The 15,674-nt window shown below is 60.8% G+C and carries 16 protein-coding genes; 9 read left to right on the forward strand and 7 right to left on the reverse strand.

Annotated features, from left to right (window positions below; translation table 11 throughout):
• Positions 1 to 12: 12 nt before the first annotated feature.
• From recO to hpf, 3 genes are read right to left on the reverse strand one after another with little or no spacing between them, the layout of a single operon-like run.
• Positions 13 to 801 (reverse strand): DNA repair protein RecO, encoded by a 789-nt coding sequence (recO, locus tag SIB56_RS00190; protein WP_413324552.1) that lies wholly within the window; start codon positions 799 to 801, stop codon positions 13 to 15.
• On the reverse strand, positions 798 to 1,478 hold the full coding sequence (locus tag SIB56_RS00195) for a 2-deoxyribose-5-phosphate aldolase (protein ID WP_413324553.1): 681 nt from the start codon (positions 1,476 to 1,478) through the stop codon (positions 798 to 800). Before SIB56_RS00195 ends, recO begins: the two co-directional genes overlap by 4 nt.
• A 5-nt stretch (positions 1,479 to 1,483) precedes the next feature.
• Positions 1,484 to 2,071 carry a ribosome hibernation-promoting factor, HPF/YfiA family gene (gene hpf / locus SIB56_RS00200; RefSeq protein WP_413324554.1) on the reverse strand — a complete coding sequence of 196 codons (588 nt, stop codon included), beginning with the start codon at positions 2,069 to 2,071 and terminating at the stop codon, positions 1,484 to 1,486.
• 11 nt (positions 2,072 to 2,082) lie between these two features.
• Here hpf and lipB point away from each other — a divergent pair, with 11 nt between their 5' ends.
• The 6 genes from lipB (at position 2,083) to queA (ending at position 9,804) form a co-directional block, all read left to right on the forward strand.
• A complete protein-coding gene (gene lipB, locus SIB56_RS00205) occupies positions 2,083 to 2,799 on the forward strand; it encodes a lipoyl(octanoyl) transferase LipB (RefSeq protein ID WP_413324555.1) in 717 nt (238 codons plus the stop codon).
• A gap of 51 nt (positions 2,800 to 2,850) precedes the next feature.
• The gene (locus SIB56_RS00210) at positions 2,851 to 4,770 is read left to right on the forward strand and encodes an AMP-binding protein (RefSeq protein ID WP_413324556.1); all 1,920 of its coding nucleotides are present in this window, start codon (positions 2,851 to 2,853) and stop codon (positions 4,768 to 4,770) included.
• Between the two features lie 72 nt (positions 4,771 to 4,842).
• Positions 4,843 to 5,286, forward strand: a complete 444-nt coding sequence (locus SIB56_RS00215; RefSeq protein ID WP_413324557.1) for a YlqD family protein — start codon at positions 4,843 to 4,845, stop codon at positions 5,284 to 5,286.
• A gap of 64 nt (positions 5,287 to 5,350) precedes the next feature.
• Complete coding sequence (locus SIB56_RS00220; protein ID WP_413324558.1) at positions 5,351 to 6,709, forward strand: dihydrolipoamide acetyltransferase family protein; 1,359 nt, start codon at positions 5,351 to 5,353, stop codon at positions 6,707 to 6,709.
• A 74-nt stretch (positions 6,710 to 6,783) separates the two neighbouring features.
• Positions 6,784 to 8,679, forward strand: coding sequence for an APC family permease (locus tag SIB56_RS00225; protein WP_413324559.1), 1,896 nt, complete (start codon positions 6,784 to 6,786; stop codon positions 8,677 to 8,679).
• Between the two features lie 15 nt (positions 8,680 to 8,694).
• Positions 8,695 to 9,804, forward strand: a complete 1,110-nt coding sequence (gene queA, locus SIB56_RS00230) for a tRNA preQ1(34) S-adenosylmethionine ribosyltransferase-isomerase QueA (protein WP_413324560.1) — start codon at positions 8,695 to 8,697, stop codon at positions 9,802 to 9,804.
• Between the two features lie 89 nt (positions 9,805 to 9,893).
• Here queA and cysK read toward each other — a convergent pair whose 3' ends face one another.
• The 3 genes from cysK to SIB56_RS00245 all read right to left on the reverse strand — a co-directional run bounded on the left by cysK (position 9,894) and on the right by SIB56_RS00245 (position 13,649).
• On the reverse strand, positions 9,894 to 10,880 hold the full coding sequence (gene cysK, locus SIB56_RS00235; RefSeq protein WP_413324561.1) for a cysteine synthase A: 987 nt from the start codon (positions 10,878 to 10,880) through the stop codon (positions 9,894 to 9,896).
• A gap of 109 nt (positions 10,881 to 10,989) precedes the next feature.
• A complete protein-coding gene (locus tag SIB56_RS00240) occupies positions 10,990 to 12,477 on the reverse strand; it encodes a PLP-dependent transferase (RefSeq protein WP_413324562.1) in 1,488 nt (495 codons plus the stop codon).
• Positions 12,474 to 13,649 (reverse strand): trans-sulfuration enzyme family protein, encoded by a 1,176-nt coding sequence (locus tag SIB56_RS00245; RefSeq protein WP_413324563.1) that lies wholly within the window; start codon positions 13,647 to 13,649, stop codon positions 12,474 to 12,476. The genes SIB56_RS00240 and SIB56_RS00245 overlap by 4 nt, the downstream gene beginning before the upstream one ends.
• 39 nt (positions 13,650 to 13,688) lie before the next feature.
• Here SIB56_RS00245 and SIB56_RS00250 point away from each other — a divergent pair, with 39 nt between their 5' ends.
• Positions 13,689 to 13,967 (forward strand): hypothetical protein, encoded by a 279-nt coding sequence (locus tag SIB56_RS00250; RefSeq protein ID WP_413324564.1) that lies wholly within the window; start codon positions 13,689 to 13,691, stop codon positions 13,965 to 13,967.
• Positions 13,968 to 14,099: 132 nt separating this feature from the next.
• Positions 14,100 to 14,492: a hypothetical protein gene (locus SIB56_RS00255; RefSeq protein WP_413324565.1), complete on the forward strand. Its 393-nt coding sequence runs from the start codon at positions 14,100 to 14,102 to the stop codon at positions 14,490 to 14,492.
• 341 nt (positions 14,493 to 14,833) lie between these two features.
• On the opposite strand, the gene SIB56_RS00260 is transcribed toward SIB56_RS00255, so the two are convergent.
• The gene (locus SIB56_RS00260; RefSeq protein WP_413324566.1) at positions 14,834 to 14,977 is read right to left on the reverse strand and encodes a hypothetical protein; all 144 of its coding nucleotides are present in this window, start codon (positions 14,975 to 14,977) and stop codon (positions 14,834 to 14,836) included.
• Positions 14,978 to 15,196: 219 nt separating this feature from the next.
• Here SIB56_RS00260 and SIB56_RS00265 point away from each other — a divergent pair, with 219 nt between their 5' ends.
• On the forward strand, positions 15,197 to 15,499 hold the full coding sequence (locus tag SIB56_RS00265) for a hypothetical protein (RefSeq protein WP_413324567.1): 303 nt from the start codon (positions 15,197 to 15,199) through the stop codon (positions 15,497 to 15,499).
• The last annotated feature ends 175 nt before the right edge of the window (positions 15,500 to 15,674 follow it).

Consider the following 15,674-nt stretch of genomic DNA (forward strand, 5'->3'; position numbering starts at 1 on the left):
GGTCATGATCGCTCACGGAGACGGCATGCAGTTGCCGACCATCGCCAGCGAGCGCACCGGGCGGGGCAGATGGGTTCTGCACCAGCATTCCAGAACCGCAAGCAGCTTGAGCCATACAGGCCGTGGTCCCATCAGTTCCCCATCCCGTCTGCGGGGGAGTTCCGGCCTTGGCAATCGCTGCAAAAGAGCAAGTTCGGATGGATTGAACTGAAGCCTCGCTCCCGGCAGGGATCCGATCGCCAGCCCCTCCTCAGGAAGGAGGCTGCAGCGCCATTGCCACTGTCCGATCGGAGGCAGGAGCTCTGCCCCGGTGCGACAACAGCTCTGCAGCGGAATCCCGTAGCCGCCCAGTGCCAGCAGATGCACCCCGGCCTGCACGAGCATGGCCAGGCAGACATCCGCCTCCGTCGGGCTGGTGCGGCTCAGGGATTCGAAGCCTTCGAGGTGCACCAGAACCGTGTCCAGCAAACCCGGCACCGGGTCGTCGTCGCTCACAAGGGCAATGGCCAGTTCCGCCAGGGCCTGCGCGGACGCCAGTGTTTCCAGTCGCTGGCCAACACCGCTGTAGTTGTGCAGAACCTGCAGCTGCTTCACTCTCTGCAGACTGCGGCGCCCCACCACCTGCAGATCCAGCAGCGTGAGCGGAACAGCGGCGGCAAGGCTGCTGCGCGGCCTGCGAGCCCCAGGCACCGCCAGCCGTACAACGCCTGCTTCGTCACTGAGCAGCGTCAGCAGCCGGTCATGCTCCCCGAGCGGACCCACCTTCAGAGCAAGACCCGTCAGGCGCCTTTCACCACTCATCGCTGTTGACGCAGGGCCTTGATCAGTGCAGGACCATGCCCGGTGCCCAGGGCCGTCGCACCTGCCTCGACGAGATCAAGCGCCTGCTCTGCTTCTCGGATCCCACCGGCAGCTTTGATGGCGCACCGGCCGCGGCTGAGCTGACGCAGGTGTCTGATCTGGTCCGCTGACACTGCAGCGCCGAAACCATTGCCGGCCTGGAGCGACGCTGCACCAGCGTCAATCGCCGCCTCTGCTGCCAGAGCAAGCTGCGCCTCATTCAGCTGATTGATGTCCAGCACCACCGTCATCGGCAGATCCAGTGCGGCGATCGCAGCCAGTTCCTCGGCGAAGCTGTTGGCATGTCCGTTCACCAGAGCGGCCCAGTTCGGGGTGACGTCGAGCGCATCAGCTCCATGGGCTGCAGCCCACTCGGCCTGGGCCTGCTTCAGTTCGGCGGGCAGGGCGCCGAAGGGAAACGCCACGGTGGCGATCAGCTTCACCGACCCCTGACCCCCGAGGCGCCTGCGCACGGCTTCGAGCTGATTGAGGCTGACGCACACCCCCCCGAAGCCAAGTTGCCGTGAAGCGTCGCAGAGTGTGAAAAGCTCCTCTTCAGGTAACAACGGGTTGAGCAGAGCCTGGTGAATCAGGGGCGGAATGTCCGGCAGCTCCTGCCGGCGCGATGACGTGCTCATCAGGTTCAGCTGCGAGCCTGAATCACTCCGTAGCCGCCGTGGTTGCGTCGATAGATCACCTGCAGTTCGCCACTCTCTCTGTCGCGGAACAGGTAGAAGTCATGATCGATCAGATCCAGCTGGGTGCGTGCCTCGTCCAGCGTCATGGGCGGCATGGCGAAGTATTTGCGCCTCACACCCGGGCTGGGCAGCTGGGCCTCCTTGCCATCGAGCAGTGATGCATTCACGGGGCTGTCGTCGAGAAGCTCCTCAGTGGCTGGGGTCTCCGTGGCCCGGTGGCCATGGCTGTGATGGTGGTCGCTGTGGCGCTCCTTGAACCGCCGCAGCTGCCGGGCCAGTTTGCTCGCAACCAGATCGATGCTCGCGTAGAGATTCTCACTGCGCTCCTGAGCGCGGATGACCGTTCCGTTGGCGAAGACTGTCACCTCAGCCGTCTGCTGAGGGACCCGCGGATTGCGAGCCACGGATAGATGAACATCCGCTTCCTGAACAAGGTCGTTGAAGTGATGGATCGCCCGATCAAGCTTCGTCTCGGTGTAATCCCGCAATGCGGGAGTCACATCCAGATTGCGACCATGGATCAAGAGCTTCATGCATCCCTCCGGTGCCTGCGCCTAACGGAAAGCTAGTGACGCCGTTGAATTCCGGAAGCGGGTCTGCGGCATTTCTTTTTCAGCCTGCCCAGCTGGTTCCCTTCAAGCAGGCCTGGGATCTGCAGCGTTGTTGGCAGGATCGATTGCTCAATGAATCGGCCACAGACGCCGATCCCGAGGCGGTCTGGCTGCTGCAGCACCCTCGTTGTTACACCCTTGGCCGCGGCGCCAGTGAAGCCCATCTCCTCTTCGATCCGGAGCATCCCCCGGCACCTCTGCACCGCATTGACCGCGGCGGGGAAGTGACCCATCACGCGCCTGGTCAGCTGGTGGTTTACCCGGTGCTGGATCTGCGTCGTCGTCGCACCGATCTGCACTGGTACCTGCGTGAGCTGGAAGGGGTCGTGATCGACGTGTTGGAGCTGCTCGGCCTCCGGGGGGAGCGGATCGAGGGACTCACCGGTGTCTGGCTCGAGCACCACAAGGTGGCGGCGATCGGTGTCGGTTGTCGCCGCTGGATCACCCAGCATGGCCTGGCTCTGAACGTGAACTGCGATCTCGAGGGCTTCGGGTCCGTTGTGCCCTGTGGTCTTGAAGGTCGGCCTGTCGGTCGACTCTGCGACTGGATTCCGGGGCTGGAGCTCATGACCGTGCAGGGCCTGATGCGCGATGCCCTGGCCGCGCGTTTCGGTCTGATCTGGCGGAAGAGCGTCAAAGAGGTGCTGTGATTGCCGAAGCCGGCTGGAGGTGATAGGCCTGGGCGACCGTGAACTGTTTTCGTGACTGCCGCTGCTCAATCCTCCTGGCACCCCACCTCCCGCGAGCAGGCGGCACTGGCGCGGCAGGCGCATGTTCAATCTCTGGGCCGGGTGGATCAGGTCTGGCCCTGGTTGAAGTCCCATCACGGCGAGGTGATGGCGGTTGATGCGCCCCATGCCGCCCATCCAGAACGACTCAGCTATCGAGAGCTGGCTGAGCGGATCGATCAGGCCGCCGCTGCATTCCGCAGTCTGGGGATCGGCTGCGGCGATGTGGTGGGTCTCTTTGCTGAGAACAGCCCCCGCTGGTTGGTCGCTGATCAGGGCCTGATGCGTGCCGGTGCCATCGATGCGGTGCGCGGAGCGGCGGCACCCGTTGAGGAGCTCCGCTACATCCTCGAGGATTCGTCAGCCGTCGCGCTGGTGGTGCAGACCGCTGATCTGCTGAAGCGTCTTGAGCTGCCTGTGCAACTGCAGGAGCATCTGCGCTTCGTGCTGGTGCTCGAGGGTCCAGCTCCGGAGGGGGTATTTGATTTCGATGCCTTCCTCGCCCTCGCCGCTGACGATCAAAGACCGGATCCATTGACAGGCAGGGACCGTTCCACGGCGCAGGCCACCACAGCCACGATCCTTTACACCAGCGGAACCACAGGTCGGCCCAAGGGCGTGCCGCTGACGCACGCCAATCTGCTGCATCAGATGCGCAGTCTCGCCTGCGTCACGCGTCCTGAAGCGGGATCTCCAGTGCTGAGTGTTCTGCCGATCTGGCACTCCTATGAACGCAGCGCGGAGTACTACTTCTTTTCCTGTGCCTGTTCGCAGAGTTACACCACGATCAAGCAGCTCAAGAAGGATCTGCCCCGGGTCAAACCCGTGATCATGGCCACAGTTCCCAGGCTGTGGGAAGCGGTTCAGGCTGGTTTTGAGGATGCCCTCAAGACTTTTCCTGTGTCGCGTCAGCGTCTGCTGAGATCAGCCCTGGCCAACAGCACGGCCTATACCCTGGCCAGGAGGCGCAGCCGCGACCTGATGATTCAACCGCTGCGCAAGCGGGACCGTCTCAAGGCGGCGGCTGAGGCGACCCGGCGCTGGCCTGCCCATGCACTGGCCTCCAGGCTGATCTGGCCGAAGGTTCGACAGCAACTCAGCGGAGGTGAACTGCGATTTCCGATCAATGGCGGGGGTGCGATCGCACCCCATGTGGATTCCTTCTTTGAGGCGGTGGGTATCGAGCTCCTGGTTGGCTACGGCCTCACTGAAACCAGTCCGGTGGTGAGCTGCAGGAGGCCGTGGCGCAACATCCGCGGCAGCTCCGGTTTGCCCCTTCCGGAAACGGAATTCCGGATTGTGGATGCTGAGACCCGCGAGCCGCTCGGTTGGCGTGAACGAGGAGTGGTGCTCGTCCGTGGTCCTCAGGTGATGGCTGGTTATCTGGGACAGCCGCAGGCAACCGCCAAGGTTCTTGATGCCGAGGGCTGGTTTGATACTGGTGATCTGGGCATGCTTCTTCCCGATGGATCGGTCGTTCTGACAGGGCGGGCGAAGGACACGATCGTGCTCAGCAGTGGTGAGAACATCGAGCCGGGCCCTCTGGAGGAAGCCCTGGTCTCCAGTCCTCTGATTGAGCAGGTGATGCTGGTGGGACAAGACGAACGTCAGCTCGGTGCCCTGGTGGTGCCACGGGAGGATGCGATGCAGGCCTGGGCCAATTCCCAGGGCTGTGATCAAGGTGATGATCGTTTCCCCCGTTTGCTGCGTGGAGAGCTGAATCGACTGCTGACTGACCGATCTGGATCCCGGGCTGATGAGCGCCTCGCCGGAGTGGCTCTTGTGGAACCCTTCTCGATCGAGAACGGTCTGCTCACCCAGACTCTCAAGCAACGCAGAGACAGGATCAGCGAGCGTGATCGTGCTGCGATCGAGGGCATCTACGGCCGATGAAACCCTTCATGCAGCTTTCGGGTTGACCATCCGGCGCGGGGCTGAGACGCTTGGCGCTGCTTCCCCGCTCCAATGTCCGACGGCACGACTCTGTCGATCAAGCGCTCCATCACCATTCGTGCAGTGGTCACCCCGGCCTGGAAGGAAGAGGCCGAGCGTGAGCTCAGTGCCGGCATCTCCACAACCGACCAGCAACTTGCCCAGCTCGAGCAGGAGGGGCAGCAGGTTGTTGATGATGTTCGTCGGCAAAGCGCCAACCCTCTTGATCCACGCGTTCAGGAGCAGGTCGCTCAGGTTCAGCAACAGGTGGCAGCCAAGCGGGCTGAGCTTGAGGAACAGAAGCGCAATCTCCTTCAGCAGCAGGCTCAGGTCCGTGAGCTTGAGATGGAACAGATCGTTGATCAGGGTCAGCTTGAAAGCTTCTGCGACATCAAGGTGGGCGACAACCTGGTGAGCAAGATGCAGGTTGCAGTGGTCGTGCGTGACGGGGTGATCGAGTCGATCGAGCAGGGCTGAGGGCTTCTGGGGGCCGGCCTGCCGGCCCGTAAGATTTTTTCAGTCAGCCCCTCTGGAGACTGTTTTGGCAACCCACGACATCTTCATGCCTGCCCTCAGTTCGACGATGACCGAGGGGAAGATTGTTGAATGGCTCAAAAATCCTGGCGACAAGGTGGGCCGCGGCGAGTCCGTGCTCGTGGTCGAATCCGACAAAGCCGATATGGATGTGGAGTCCTTCAATGAGGGCTATCTGGCGGCTGTTCTGATGCCGGCAGGCAGCACGGCACCGGTGGGCGAAACCATCGGAATCATTGTCGAGACCGAGGCCGAGCTTGCCGAGGCGCAGGCGAAGGCTCCCGGCGGTGGATCGGCTCAGGCCGCTCCTGCAGCTCCAACCAGTGCTCCTGCCGCCCCGACCACACCTCCCCCACCAGCGCCGGTTGCCGCGCCTGCGCAGGCTCCCGCTCCGGTTGCTGCAGCTCCAGCTGCCGCTGCTCCCCCAGCTCCGGCCGTTGCTCCTCCAAGCAACGGTCGGCTGATCGCCAGCCCCAGAGCGAAGAAACTGGCTTCTCAGATGGGCGTCGACCTGGCCGGGATTCGCGGAAGTGGTCCGAATGGACGCATCCAGGCCGAAGACGTGGAACGCGCCGCAGGACGGCCCGTCAGCGTTCCCCTGGTTGGGGAAGGCACCGCTGCAGCCGTGACTGCCGGAGCCGCCGCTCCGGCCGGTGCTCCAACGGCTCCGAGCGGCAACAGCTTCGGTCGCCCCGGCGAAACCGTCGCGTTCAACACGCTGCAGGGCGCGGTTAACCGAAACATGGAAGCAAGCCTGGCGGTCCCCTGCTTCCGTGTGGGATACACGATCACCACCGATCAACTCGATGCCTTCTACAAGCGGGTGAAGCCCAAGGGCGTCACCATGACGGCACTCCTGGCCAAGGCTGTGGCCGTCACCCTGGCCCGGCATCCACAGGTGAATGCAGCGACCACCGCCGCAGGCATGAGCTATCCCGCCGATGTGAATGTGGCGGTGGCCGTGGCCATGGAGGACGGTGGACTGATCACGCCGGTCCTGCGTCAGGCCGATCGAACCGATCTCTATGAACTCTCCCGCCAGTGGGGGGATCTGGTGAAGCGTTCGCGCAGCAAGCAGCTTCAGCCTGAGGAGTACAGCACCGGGACGTTCACCCTCTCCAATCTCGGCATGTTCGGGGTGGATCGGTTTGATGCCATTCTTCCTCCAGGAACCGGCGCGATCCTGGCGGTGGCAGCCTCAAGACCCACCGTTGTGGCTGGCCAAGATGGCTCCATTGCAGTGAAGCGTCAGATGCAGGTGAATCTGACGGCTGACCATCGCGTGATCTACGGCGCCGATGGTGCGGCGTTCCTCAAGGATCTGGCCGAACTGATCGAAACACGCACTGAAAGTCTGGCGATGTGAGCCAGGTCATCGCCGGCGACTGACCTGCCGAGCGCGGGGAACATTGCCACTCTTGAGGTGGTGTCGGTCGTCATGTGCCTGTTCCGTCCTTCTCCCGCCTGCTGGGTCGTCCGCTGCCGCGTTCCAGTGCCAGGGATGAGCGACTTCCCAACCTTCAGGCTCTGCCGATCCTGTCATCCGATGCACTGTCATCCGTTGCCTATGCCACGGAAGCGGCTCTCGGCATTCTGATCCTTGGTGGCAGTGCAGCTCTAACCCTTTCGCTGCCGATCACCCTGGCGATCATCGGCCTGATCGCGATCGTGGTGCTGTCGTACAGGCAGGCGATCGCGGCCTATCCCGAAGGAGGTGGTTCCTATGTGGTGGCCCGCGACAATCTCGGCCGCAACGTGGGGCTGGTGGCAGCCGCTGCACTGCTGATCGACTACACCCTCACTGCAGCGGTGAGCCTGATGGCGGGGACCCAGGCGCTGTCTTCGCTGGATCCATCGCTGCTCGCTTTCGAGGTTCCCATCGCTCTGCTGCTGCTCGTGCTGGTGGGCTGGGCCAACCTTCGTGGTCTGAGGGAGGCGGGGCGTGTGTTCGCGCTTCCCACCTATGCGTTCGTGGTGATGATTCTTCTGCTCACGGTCGCTGGACTCAGGGACCTCACCTTTCATCACGGCTGGAGTCCCGATGCTCCAACCTTCACTGCTGCACTGCAGCCGATCGGTCTGTTCCTGATCCTCCGGGCCTTCAGTTCCGGTTGTTCTGCGATGACTGGGATCGAAGCCATCGCCAATGGTGTGCAGGTCTTCCATGAGCCTGCTCCGCTGAATGCACGCAAAACCCTTCTGGTGATGGGCATCCTGCTGTCGGCAATGTTCCTTGCCATCAGCACCATGGGGTTCATGTATGGGGTTGTCCCCAATCCCGACATCACCGTGCTGGCTCAGATCGGCCAACGCGTGTTCGGTGGCGGCAGCGTTCTCTACTGGATTCTGCAGATTTCAACGCTGCTGATTCTGGTTCTGGCAGCCAACACGGCGTTCTCCGGATTCCCGCGTCTGGCGGCAATGCTTGCGGAGGATCACTGCCTGCCGATGCAGATGAAGCTGCTGGGTGACCGGCTTGTTTATCAGAACGGGATCGGAGTTCTTGTGGCGATCACGGCTCTGATCATCGTGATCTGCCGCGGCGATACCACCGTGGCAGTCAATCTCTATGCGCTGGGTGTCTTCACCGCATTCACGCTGTCGCAGCTCGGTCTGGTGCGTCGCTGGTGGAAGCTGCGTGGAGAGGGATGGCAGGGGCGGATGGCGATGAACGCCCTCGGATCGATCACCACTTTTGTTGTGTTGATGGTGATCGTGGTGAGCAAATTTGATGAAGGGGCCTGGACCGTGGTAATCGCTATCCCACTTCTGGTCTGGGGACTGGCCCTGATCCGCCGCCGCTACCGGGAGGTGTTCTCTGCTCTGGCCCCGGATCCGGATGGGTCGCCGCTGAAGCTGGTGCCCCGCGATCCACCCAGTGGCCATCACGCCATCGTTTGGATCGCGAGCATCATGAAACCCTCTCTCGAGGCGGTGCGCTACGCCTGCTCCTTCGCCGATTCGGTGACGGCGGTGCTGGTGGTGCAGAAGGGAGAGGACGCCGGCCAGCTCAGCCAGATGTGGGATCGCTACGTCGGATCGGACACCGGCGAACTCGAGCTGGTGTTGCTGGACAGCCCGTTCAGTTCGCTGCTGGACCCCTTCTGCGATTTCGTGATGGAGCAGGAGCAACGACATCCTGAGCGCATCACCACCGTGGTGATGCCGGTGGCCATTCCCAGGGATCGACTGGATGTGGCTCTGCTCAATCAAAGGGCCGGCAATCTGTTCGAGGCGCTCTCCACCGATCAGAGCAGAGTCTTTTCAATTGTTCGCTACTTCGTGCCTCCACGTTCCACCCAGGGCGGGGCGACGTCCTCAGGCAGCATGGAGTAATCAGGTTCACACGATGTGACGGATCCAAGGGATCTTCAGCTCAGCTCCTACGACTACCGACTAGCTGACGAGCGCATTGCCCAGTCACCTGTGGAGCCACGCCACTCAGCACGACTGCTGATGGCACCTTCTCCGAGCAGGCCGGCGAAGGCGGCGATGCATCGCCAGGTGTGGGACTGGCAGGAGGAGCTTCGCCCCGGCGACCTGCTGGTCGTGAACGACACGCGGGTTCTGCGGGCGCGTCTGAGGGTGCGTCGTTCCGGCGGTGGACTCGCCGAGCTGCTGGTGCTGGAGCCCCGCGGTGAAGGTTGCTGGCTCTGTCTGGCCCGGCCCGGCAAGAAGTTGAAGCCAGGTGATCAGGTCTGGCTGGAAGCGCTTGAGCAGGAGCCAATCCCACTGCAGGTGTTGGCTTCGGATGGTGCCAGTGGCGGCCGCATCATCCAGTTTCCTGATGCCTATGTGGATGCTGCTGCGATCGAAACGCTTCTGGAGCGCTACGGCGAAGTGCCATTGCCCCCCTACATCACGCGCCATGACGATTCGGACCAGGAGCGCTATCAGACCCGCTACGCCTCCAGGCCAGGAGCGGTTGCTGCTCCAACGGCTGGTCTGCACCTCAGCGACGAGCTGCTGAAGGCGATCCGAGCTCGCGGAGTGCATCTGGCCACGGTGACCTTGCACGTGGGGCTGGGGACATTCCGGCCTGTGGAAACTGAGGATCTCAGTGATCTGAGTCTGCACAGCGAATGGGTCGAGGTGACTCCTGAGCTGGTGGCCGCTGTGATCGCATGCCGGCAGCGCGGCGGACGTGTCATTGCTGTTGGCACCACCAGTGTGCGGGCTCTGGAGGGCGCTGCAGCTGCAGGCGGTGGCACCCTTCAACCGCTCAAGGGTCCTGTTGATCTGGTGATCCAGCCAGGTTTTCGTTTCGCTGTGGTGCAGGGCCTGCTCACCAATTTTCATCTGCCCAAGAGCTCCTTGCTGCTTCTGGTCAGCGCCCTGATCGGACGCGAACGTTTGCTTGAGCTGTATGAGATCGCCATTGAAGAGGCCTATCGCTTCTACTCCTACGGTGATGCCATGTGGATCGCTCCGGATGCTGTGCTTGCCGATGTGACGGTCTGAGTGGGTGGCTGATCAGTTCGGCACAAAAAAAGCCCCGGTCTGGCCGGGGCTGTGCTTGTTGCCATCGAGGGCTTTGCAATCGCAGTGGATCAGGCTGTTACAGGTTGTTCGATGATGCCTGTCGGAACGTCGGCGAACATCACTGAAGAGAGATAGCGCTCGGCCAGGTCGGGGAGAACGACCACGATGGTCTTACCGGCATAGGCATCCTGCTTGGCGAGTCGGATGGCAGCAGCAGCTGCAGCTCCGCAGGAGATGCCCACCAGCAGACCTTCCTCCTTGGCCAGACGCAGAGCCATCTCAACCGACTCGTCGTTGGTCACCTGTTCGACTTTGTCGACAACCGAGAGGTCGAGGTTCTTGGGAATGAAGCCAGCGCCGATGCCCTGGATCTTGTGGGGGCCGGGCTTCACTTCCTCACCGTTCATGGTCTGAGTGATTACGGGGCTGTGGCTGGGCTCCACGGCAACGGATTCAATCGCCTTGCCTTTCTCGTTCTTGATGTAGCGGGACACGCCGGTGATGGTGCCGCCGGTGCCGACGCCTGCCACGAGAACGTCAATGGCTCCCTCGCAGTCGTTCCAGATCTCAGGGCCGGTGGTCTTTTGGTGAATCTCGGGGTTGGCGGGGTTCTCGAACTGCCCGGGCATGAAGTATTTGCCAGGGTCGGTTGCTGCGATTTCCTTGGCTTTGGCGATGGCACCGGGCATGCCCTTGGCAGCTTCGGTGAGCACGATTTCAGCGCCGAGAACGGCCATCACGCGACGACGTTCGATCGACATCGACTCGGGCATCGTGAGCACGAGCTTGTAACCGCGAGCCGCTGCGGTGAAGGCGAGAGCAACGCCGGTGTTGCCTGATGTGGGCTCGACGATCACCTTGCCTTCGGTGAGCTCACCACGCTTTTCCGCATCCCAGATCATGTTGGCGCCGATGCGGCACTTCACGCTGTATGCGGGATTGCGGCCCTCGATCTTGGCGAGAACGGTGGCTTTGCAATCCTTGGTGACATGGTTCAGACGCACCAGGGGGGTATTACCGATGGCCTGGCTGTTATCGGCGTAAACGCGAGACATGGGGGGTCGAAAAAATGGCCAATTTTTGCAATTTAGGGAGACTCTCAGTTGATTGCCTGGCTCTTAAGAGCTTGTTCAAACTCTGAGCACCCGAAGTCGTGGCATTCGTTCAGATTTCCTCAAAAGCTCGCTGAAATCGCTCCCAGAGGTCCTGCGGATGTTCAAGACCCACGGAGACGCGCAGCAGATGGGATGGAACACCGCAGCTGTTCGCCCATGAAAGCTCCTCGTAATGCGCCAGCAGCACATAAGGACAGACCAGCGTGAAGGCCGTGCCGAGGCTTGGTCCCTTGCAAACCTGCAGTGCGTCGTAGACCCTCTGAGCTGTTTGGGATCCCCCTCTGAGTTCAAACGAGAGCAGGCAGCCATGCCCCCCACCCGGTCGCTGCAGGGCCCTGAAGTTCTCGCATTCACCTGGATGGAAGAGGTTGGCCACGGCGGGGTGAAGGCGCAGGCGTTCAGCCAGGAAAAGTGTGTTGGCATTAAGCCGATGAACCCGCTCGCCCACGTCCTCACTGCCCTGGTCAAGAGCGATGGCATCGTTGCCGGCAAGCTGCGCGAGCGGTTGCAAGGCCTTGACTGATGCCGCGAGCTGCTCTCGCCAGCGGGAGTGATGGCTCAGCACCAGACTGCCCGCCAATACATCTCCGCGGCCCGCGAAGCTTTTGGTGAGAGAGCTGAACACCAGATCTGAGTGGGGCAAGGCATTGATGTTGATCCCCGAGCCGATGGTGTCGTCGGCGATCACCGGAATGCCTTGTTGATGGGCAAGCCGGGCGACCGTGGGCAGGTCAACGCAGCGCAGCAGGGGGTTGCTGGGAAGTTCCACCACCACCGCCGAAGGCTGCAGCCGCTCGAGTGCGCCGCTCACCTCCGCTTCGCTGTCATCCAGGAGCAGTTCGGCTCCGCTGAACACCACCTGGGGCAGCTTGAGAACATCCACATAGGGAAAACCGATCTGCAGCACGGGGCGGCTGGGCCGCAGCGCAGACACCAGTTGAAGAGCTCGGTGCAGCGCGGTCATGCCCGAGGGATGAAGACTGACTGCATCCACATCGCAGCCATAGATTCTCGCCAGGCGCTGGATCACCCTGCTGCGCGCGGCGTCTCCGGCGGATTCGCTGGAGGCTGTGTCCTCACCGAGAGCGATGGCGGCAAGGCGGGACGACGCTCCCAGACCTGTGTGCTGCCAGAACGCTTTCGCTGCAGGCGTGCTGGTCGCATCGGCAATCAGACAGATCAGTCCATTGATTGGCAGAAGACGTGTCTGCCCCTCGGGACTTTGCCTGCGGCAGTGGGCAAGCGCTGCTTCGGCAGCTGCCTGGTTCGGGTAGGCCCAGCTGCTGAAGCCGCTTGAGTCAGCCACGCCAGCGGCCTGCAGCGAGCGAGCAGCAAGCCGCTTCAACAACGGATGTTGACCGAATCGTGGATAGACCGCTCTCAGTGCTCCGCGGCAGTCGGGATCATGCTCCTCGTAGGCGATCACATCACGCCAGCGAGGCAGTGCAACCGAGACGGCATGAGTGGCGTCGGGCAGAGGGTGGCCGAGATCGCTGCCTTGCCAGCAGGGATCGCTCAGCAGATCGCGCGCGCTCATCGGAGCACGCCGAGGGCTTGGTCAAGATCGTCGATCAGGTCGGAGACGTCTTCGCAGCCCACGGACAAACGGATCAGACCATCGCTGATGCCGAGTTTGGTTTTGACTTCCGTTGACACCGAGGCGTGCGTCATCGTGGCCGGGTGGCAGATCAGGCTTTCAACGCCTCCGAGACTTTCCGCCATGGTGAACCAGCGCAGGGCCTTGCAAACCTGATAGGCCAGGTCACGACTGGCATCGACTCCAATGGTGACCATCGCGCCACCACTGTTCATCTGCTGCATCGCCACCGCTCGATGGGGGTGATCAGGGCGGTGTGGGTAGCGCACCCAGTTGACCCTGGCATGGCCAGCCAGATGCTCAGCAAGGGCAGCAGCGTTGGCGATCTGTTGTTTCAAGCGCAGCGGCAGGGTCTTGATGCCTCGTGTGATCAGCCAGCAGTCGAAGGGTGAGGGCTGGAGGCCAAGGGCTTTCTGGGCGAACACCATCTTCTGGTGCCAGCTCGGGTCGTCGGTGCAGACGGCCCCCCCGAGAGCATCGGAGTGACCGTTGATGTATTTGGTTGTGCTGGTGAGTGAAAGGGTTGCTCCGAGTTGCAGAGGGCGCTGCACAAGAGCGGTGGCAAAGGTGTTGTCGACCACCACCGGCACATCGGCGGCTGCGGCGGCTGCGCAGACCTTCTTGAGGTCGATCACCTTCAGCAGCGGGTTGGTGGGACTTTCCAGCCAGACCATTGCCGGCTTTCTGGCCGCAAGGATGTCGCATGCTCCGGGTGCGGTGAAATCCACCCATTCGGTGCGCACCCCGAATTTGGCGAACACCTGTTCAAACAGCCGAACGGTGCAGCCGTAGAGGTTTTCCTCGCAGATCACCAGGTCCCCCTGGCTGAGGCCAGACACAATCGCTGTGATCGCACTGACTCCGGAGCCGAACACTGTGGCGTGGTTGCAGTGCTCGACGGACGCGAGCACCCGCTCAAGGATGCGGAAGTTGGGATTTCCGGAGCGGGTGTAATCAAAACCACCGGCATTGCCATGGGCAAATGTTGAGGTGGAGAAGATCGGGGGCATCACGGTGCCCGTTTCGTTCGCAAAGCTCTCTCCGTGATGAATGGCACGGGTGGCATCGGCTGGGGCTTGGCGCTGCACGAGATGGCTGCCGTCAACTGCCAAGGCTAGGAAACGGCATGGTGGACGCCGCTAGCGTCTTGCATGACACCCCGACTGCGATCTTTGGCTGACATCCCTGTGCCGCAGAGCCATAAGGACGAGTGGCGAGATCATGTACTCCGTGAAATCGTCACGTTTCTGAGCGAGAACAAGCAAGAGATTCACGCCCGTTATCTGGAGCAGGGGCAGGGGCAGTTATCTCGGGAACTTGTTGAGCAGGCAGGATTGATGGATTTTGAGTTGGCGATCACGTTCCTTGAAGACAAACCCAAGGGCTTCGGGCTTGGGCTTGGTTTTTTCAAGGCGAATCTGATTCGCTGAGCCGCAAAGGCGCTGGCTGAACTTTTCCCTGAACAGTCGAGATGACTGTGGTCAAAAGCCTTGTGCCAGCCGCTATGCGGCTGAAATATTAATGGTCGTATTGATTTTCCTCTCTTTTCTTGCTGCTGATTGTTGATATCAGGGGTTGATGATTCTTCTGACAGTATTTCAAGGCTGTTCGTTGGATTTATTCTCGAACATCCACTCCATCATGCCTTTGCTGTCATTTTTGAGAGAAACCACAGCGAAGCTGACCAGAAACAACAGCGAGACAAAGATCAGAACGACTGCACTGACTGTGCTGATTTCAAGATTGCCCAGCGAGACAGTCAGAAGGAAAAAGAATGGGATGTTCATTCCGGGGCTTCGGATCTCCCTTCTCTAGGCACTGACCCAAGAACCATCAACATCTTCTCGTCGGGTATGGGCTGTTTTCCTGAAAGTATCGACAGAATCCAATTCAACATTGAATTTCGAACATATTTCCTGAAAATAGCTTCGGTTTTATTGCTGGAGCGTCACTGATATCTCTGCTTATCAACACTCAATATGGCTGTATCCGATTTTACCTGTCATCGGTGGCTTTTGCAGTGTTTTGCCTGCACTGATGGTGAGTTTTTGGTCACTGAATCTGAGCATCAATGATGAATGAAAAGACGCTGGCAGTTTTGCATTGGCCCGTTGCAATCTCTTGATTGAGCATCTGGTCTGCAGCTGACCTGGAAGCGATCGCTATCCAAAACAAAAGGGGCCGGATTGCTCCGACCCCTGCCACCTGCGTTCCCTGATGATCGCAATGAAATAGCCATCGGCATGGCGCTCTTCATGACTTGAGATCTCAGGTCAGCCGATTTCAGCCTTGACTCTTAAGACTGAACTTCGGGATTCCGCTTTTGTTCCGTGGTCTCGGCATCAGCGGAGTTCTGACTGCGCTGGCAACCGCCTGATCCGGCAAAAGCCGGAGCTGTGATCAGCAGCAGGGCGCAGAGAGTGGTGGAGAGGCGAAGCATCGTTGTTCCAACAAATGCCGAAATCGTGGCGAATCAAGCCCTTGAATCGCGAACTCTGCGAAAAAAAAGGCCAGATAACTCCAGCCTCACCGCCCGAATGATCAAGATCGTGCCAGCTGAAAGCTCAGGCGCAAGGTTCTGCGCTGAAAGTTGACGAATGATGCGTGATCCCAAAGCTCGTCTATTGCTTATTGGCCTCGGATTGATTGCTGACTCACAGTGCGAACGTCACAGGGTGCAACCGTGTTTTGTATTCAACGGCTTTCAGATCAGGGCTGGGTGGGTCTTGCCGACAACCTCAACCTGTTGGAAGCCAGAGCCAAAGCAACGCTCTGGTCGCAGGAGCATTGTGCTGCCTATCGAGTGGTCAGCTGTGATCAGTCGGACATGCAGTTTCTCTGCAGGGATGGAGTGATTCTGGTTGATCTCTCTGAGCCGGCTGATCTGGAGGCAGCTCTTGAGGGGCAGCCGTCTGTTCTGATGGAAGATATTTCCTGGAAAATCCTGGCGGAGGCCAACTGAAGCTCCTCGTGATCGGCTTTCTCTAACAACCTGAGGGCCGACATCAAAAACCCCGCATCGGCTGAGTCGTGCGGGGCAGGTCCAGCGAACAATGCTGGAACAACTGTGGCTGGCCTCAGACCTTGCGGGAGTAGTCCCAGCTTTTAGTGCTGCACTGCTTTTTGAACCAGTTTTG

It is taken from the genome of Synechococcus sp. MIT S9503 (genome assembly GCF_047304175.1).
In the GTDB taxonomy this organism is placed as follows: domain Bacteria; phylum Cyanobacteriota; class Cyanobacteriia; order PCC-6307; family Cyanobiaceae; genus Synechococcus_C.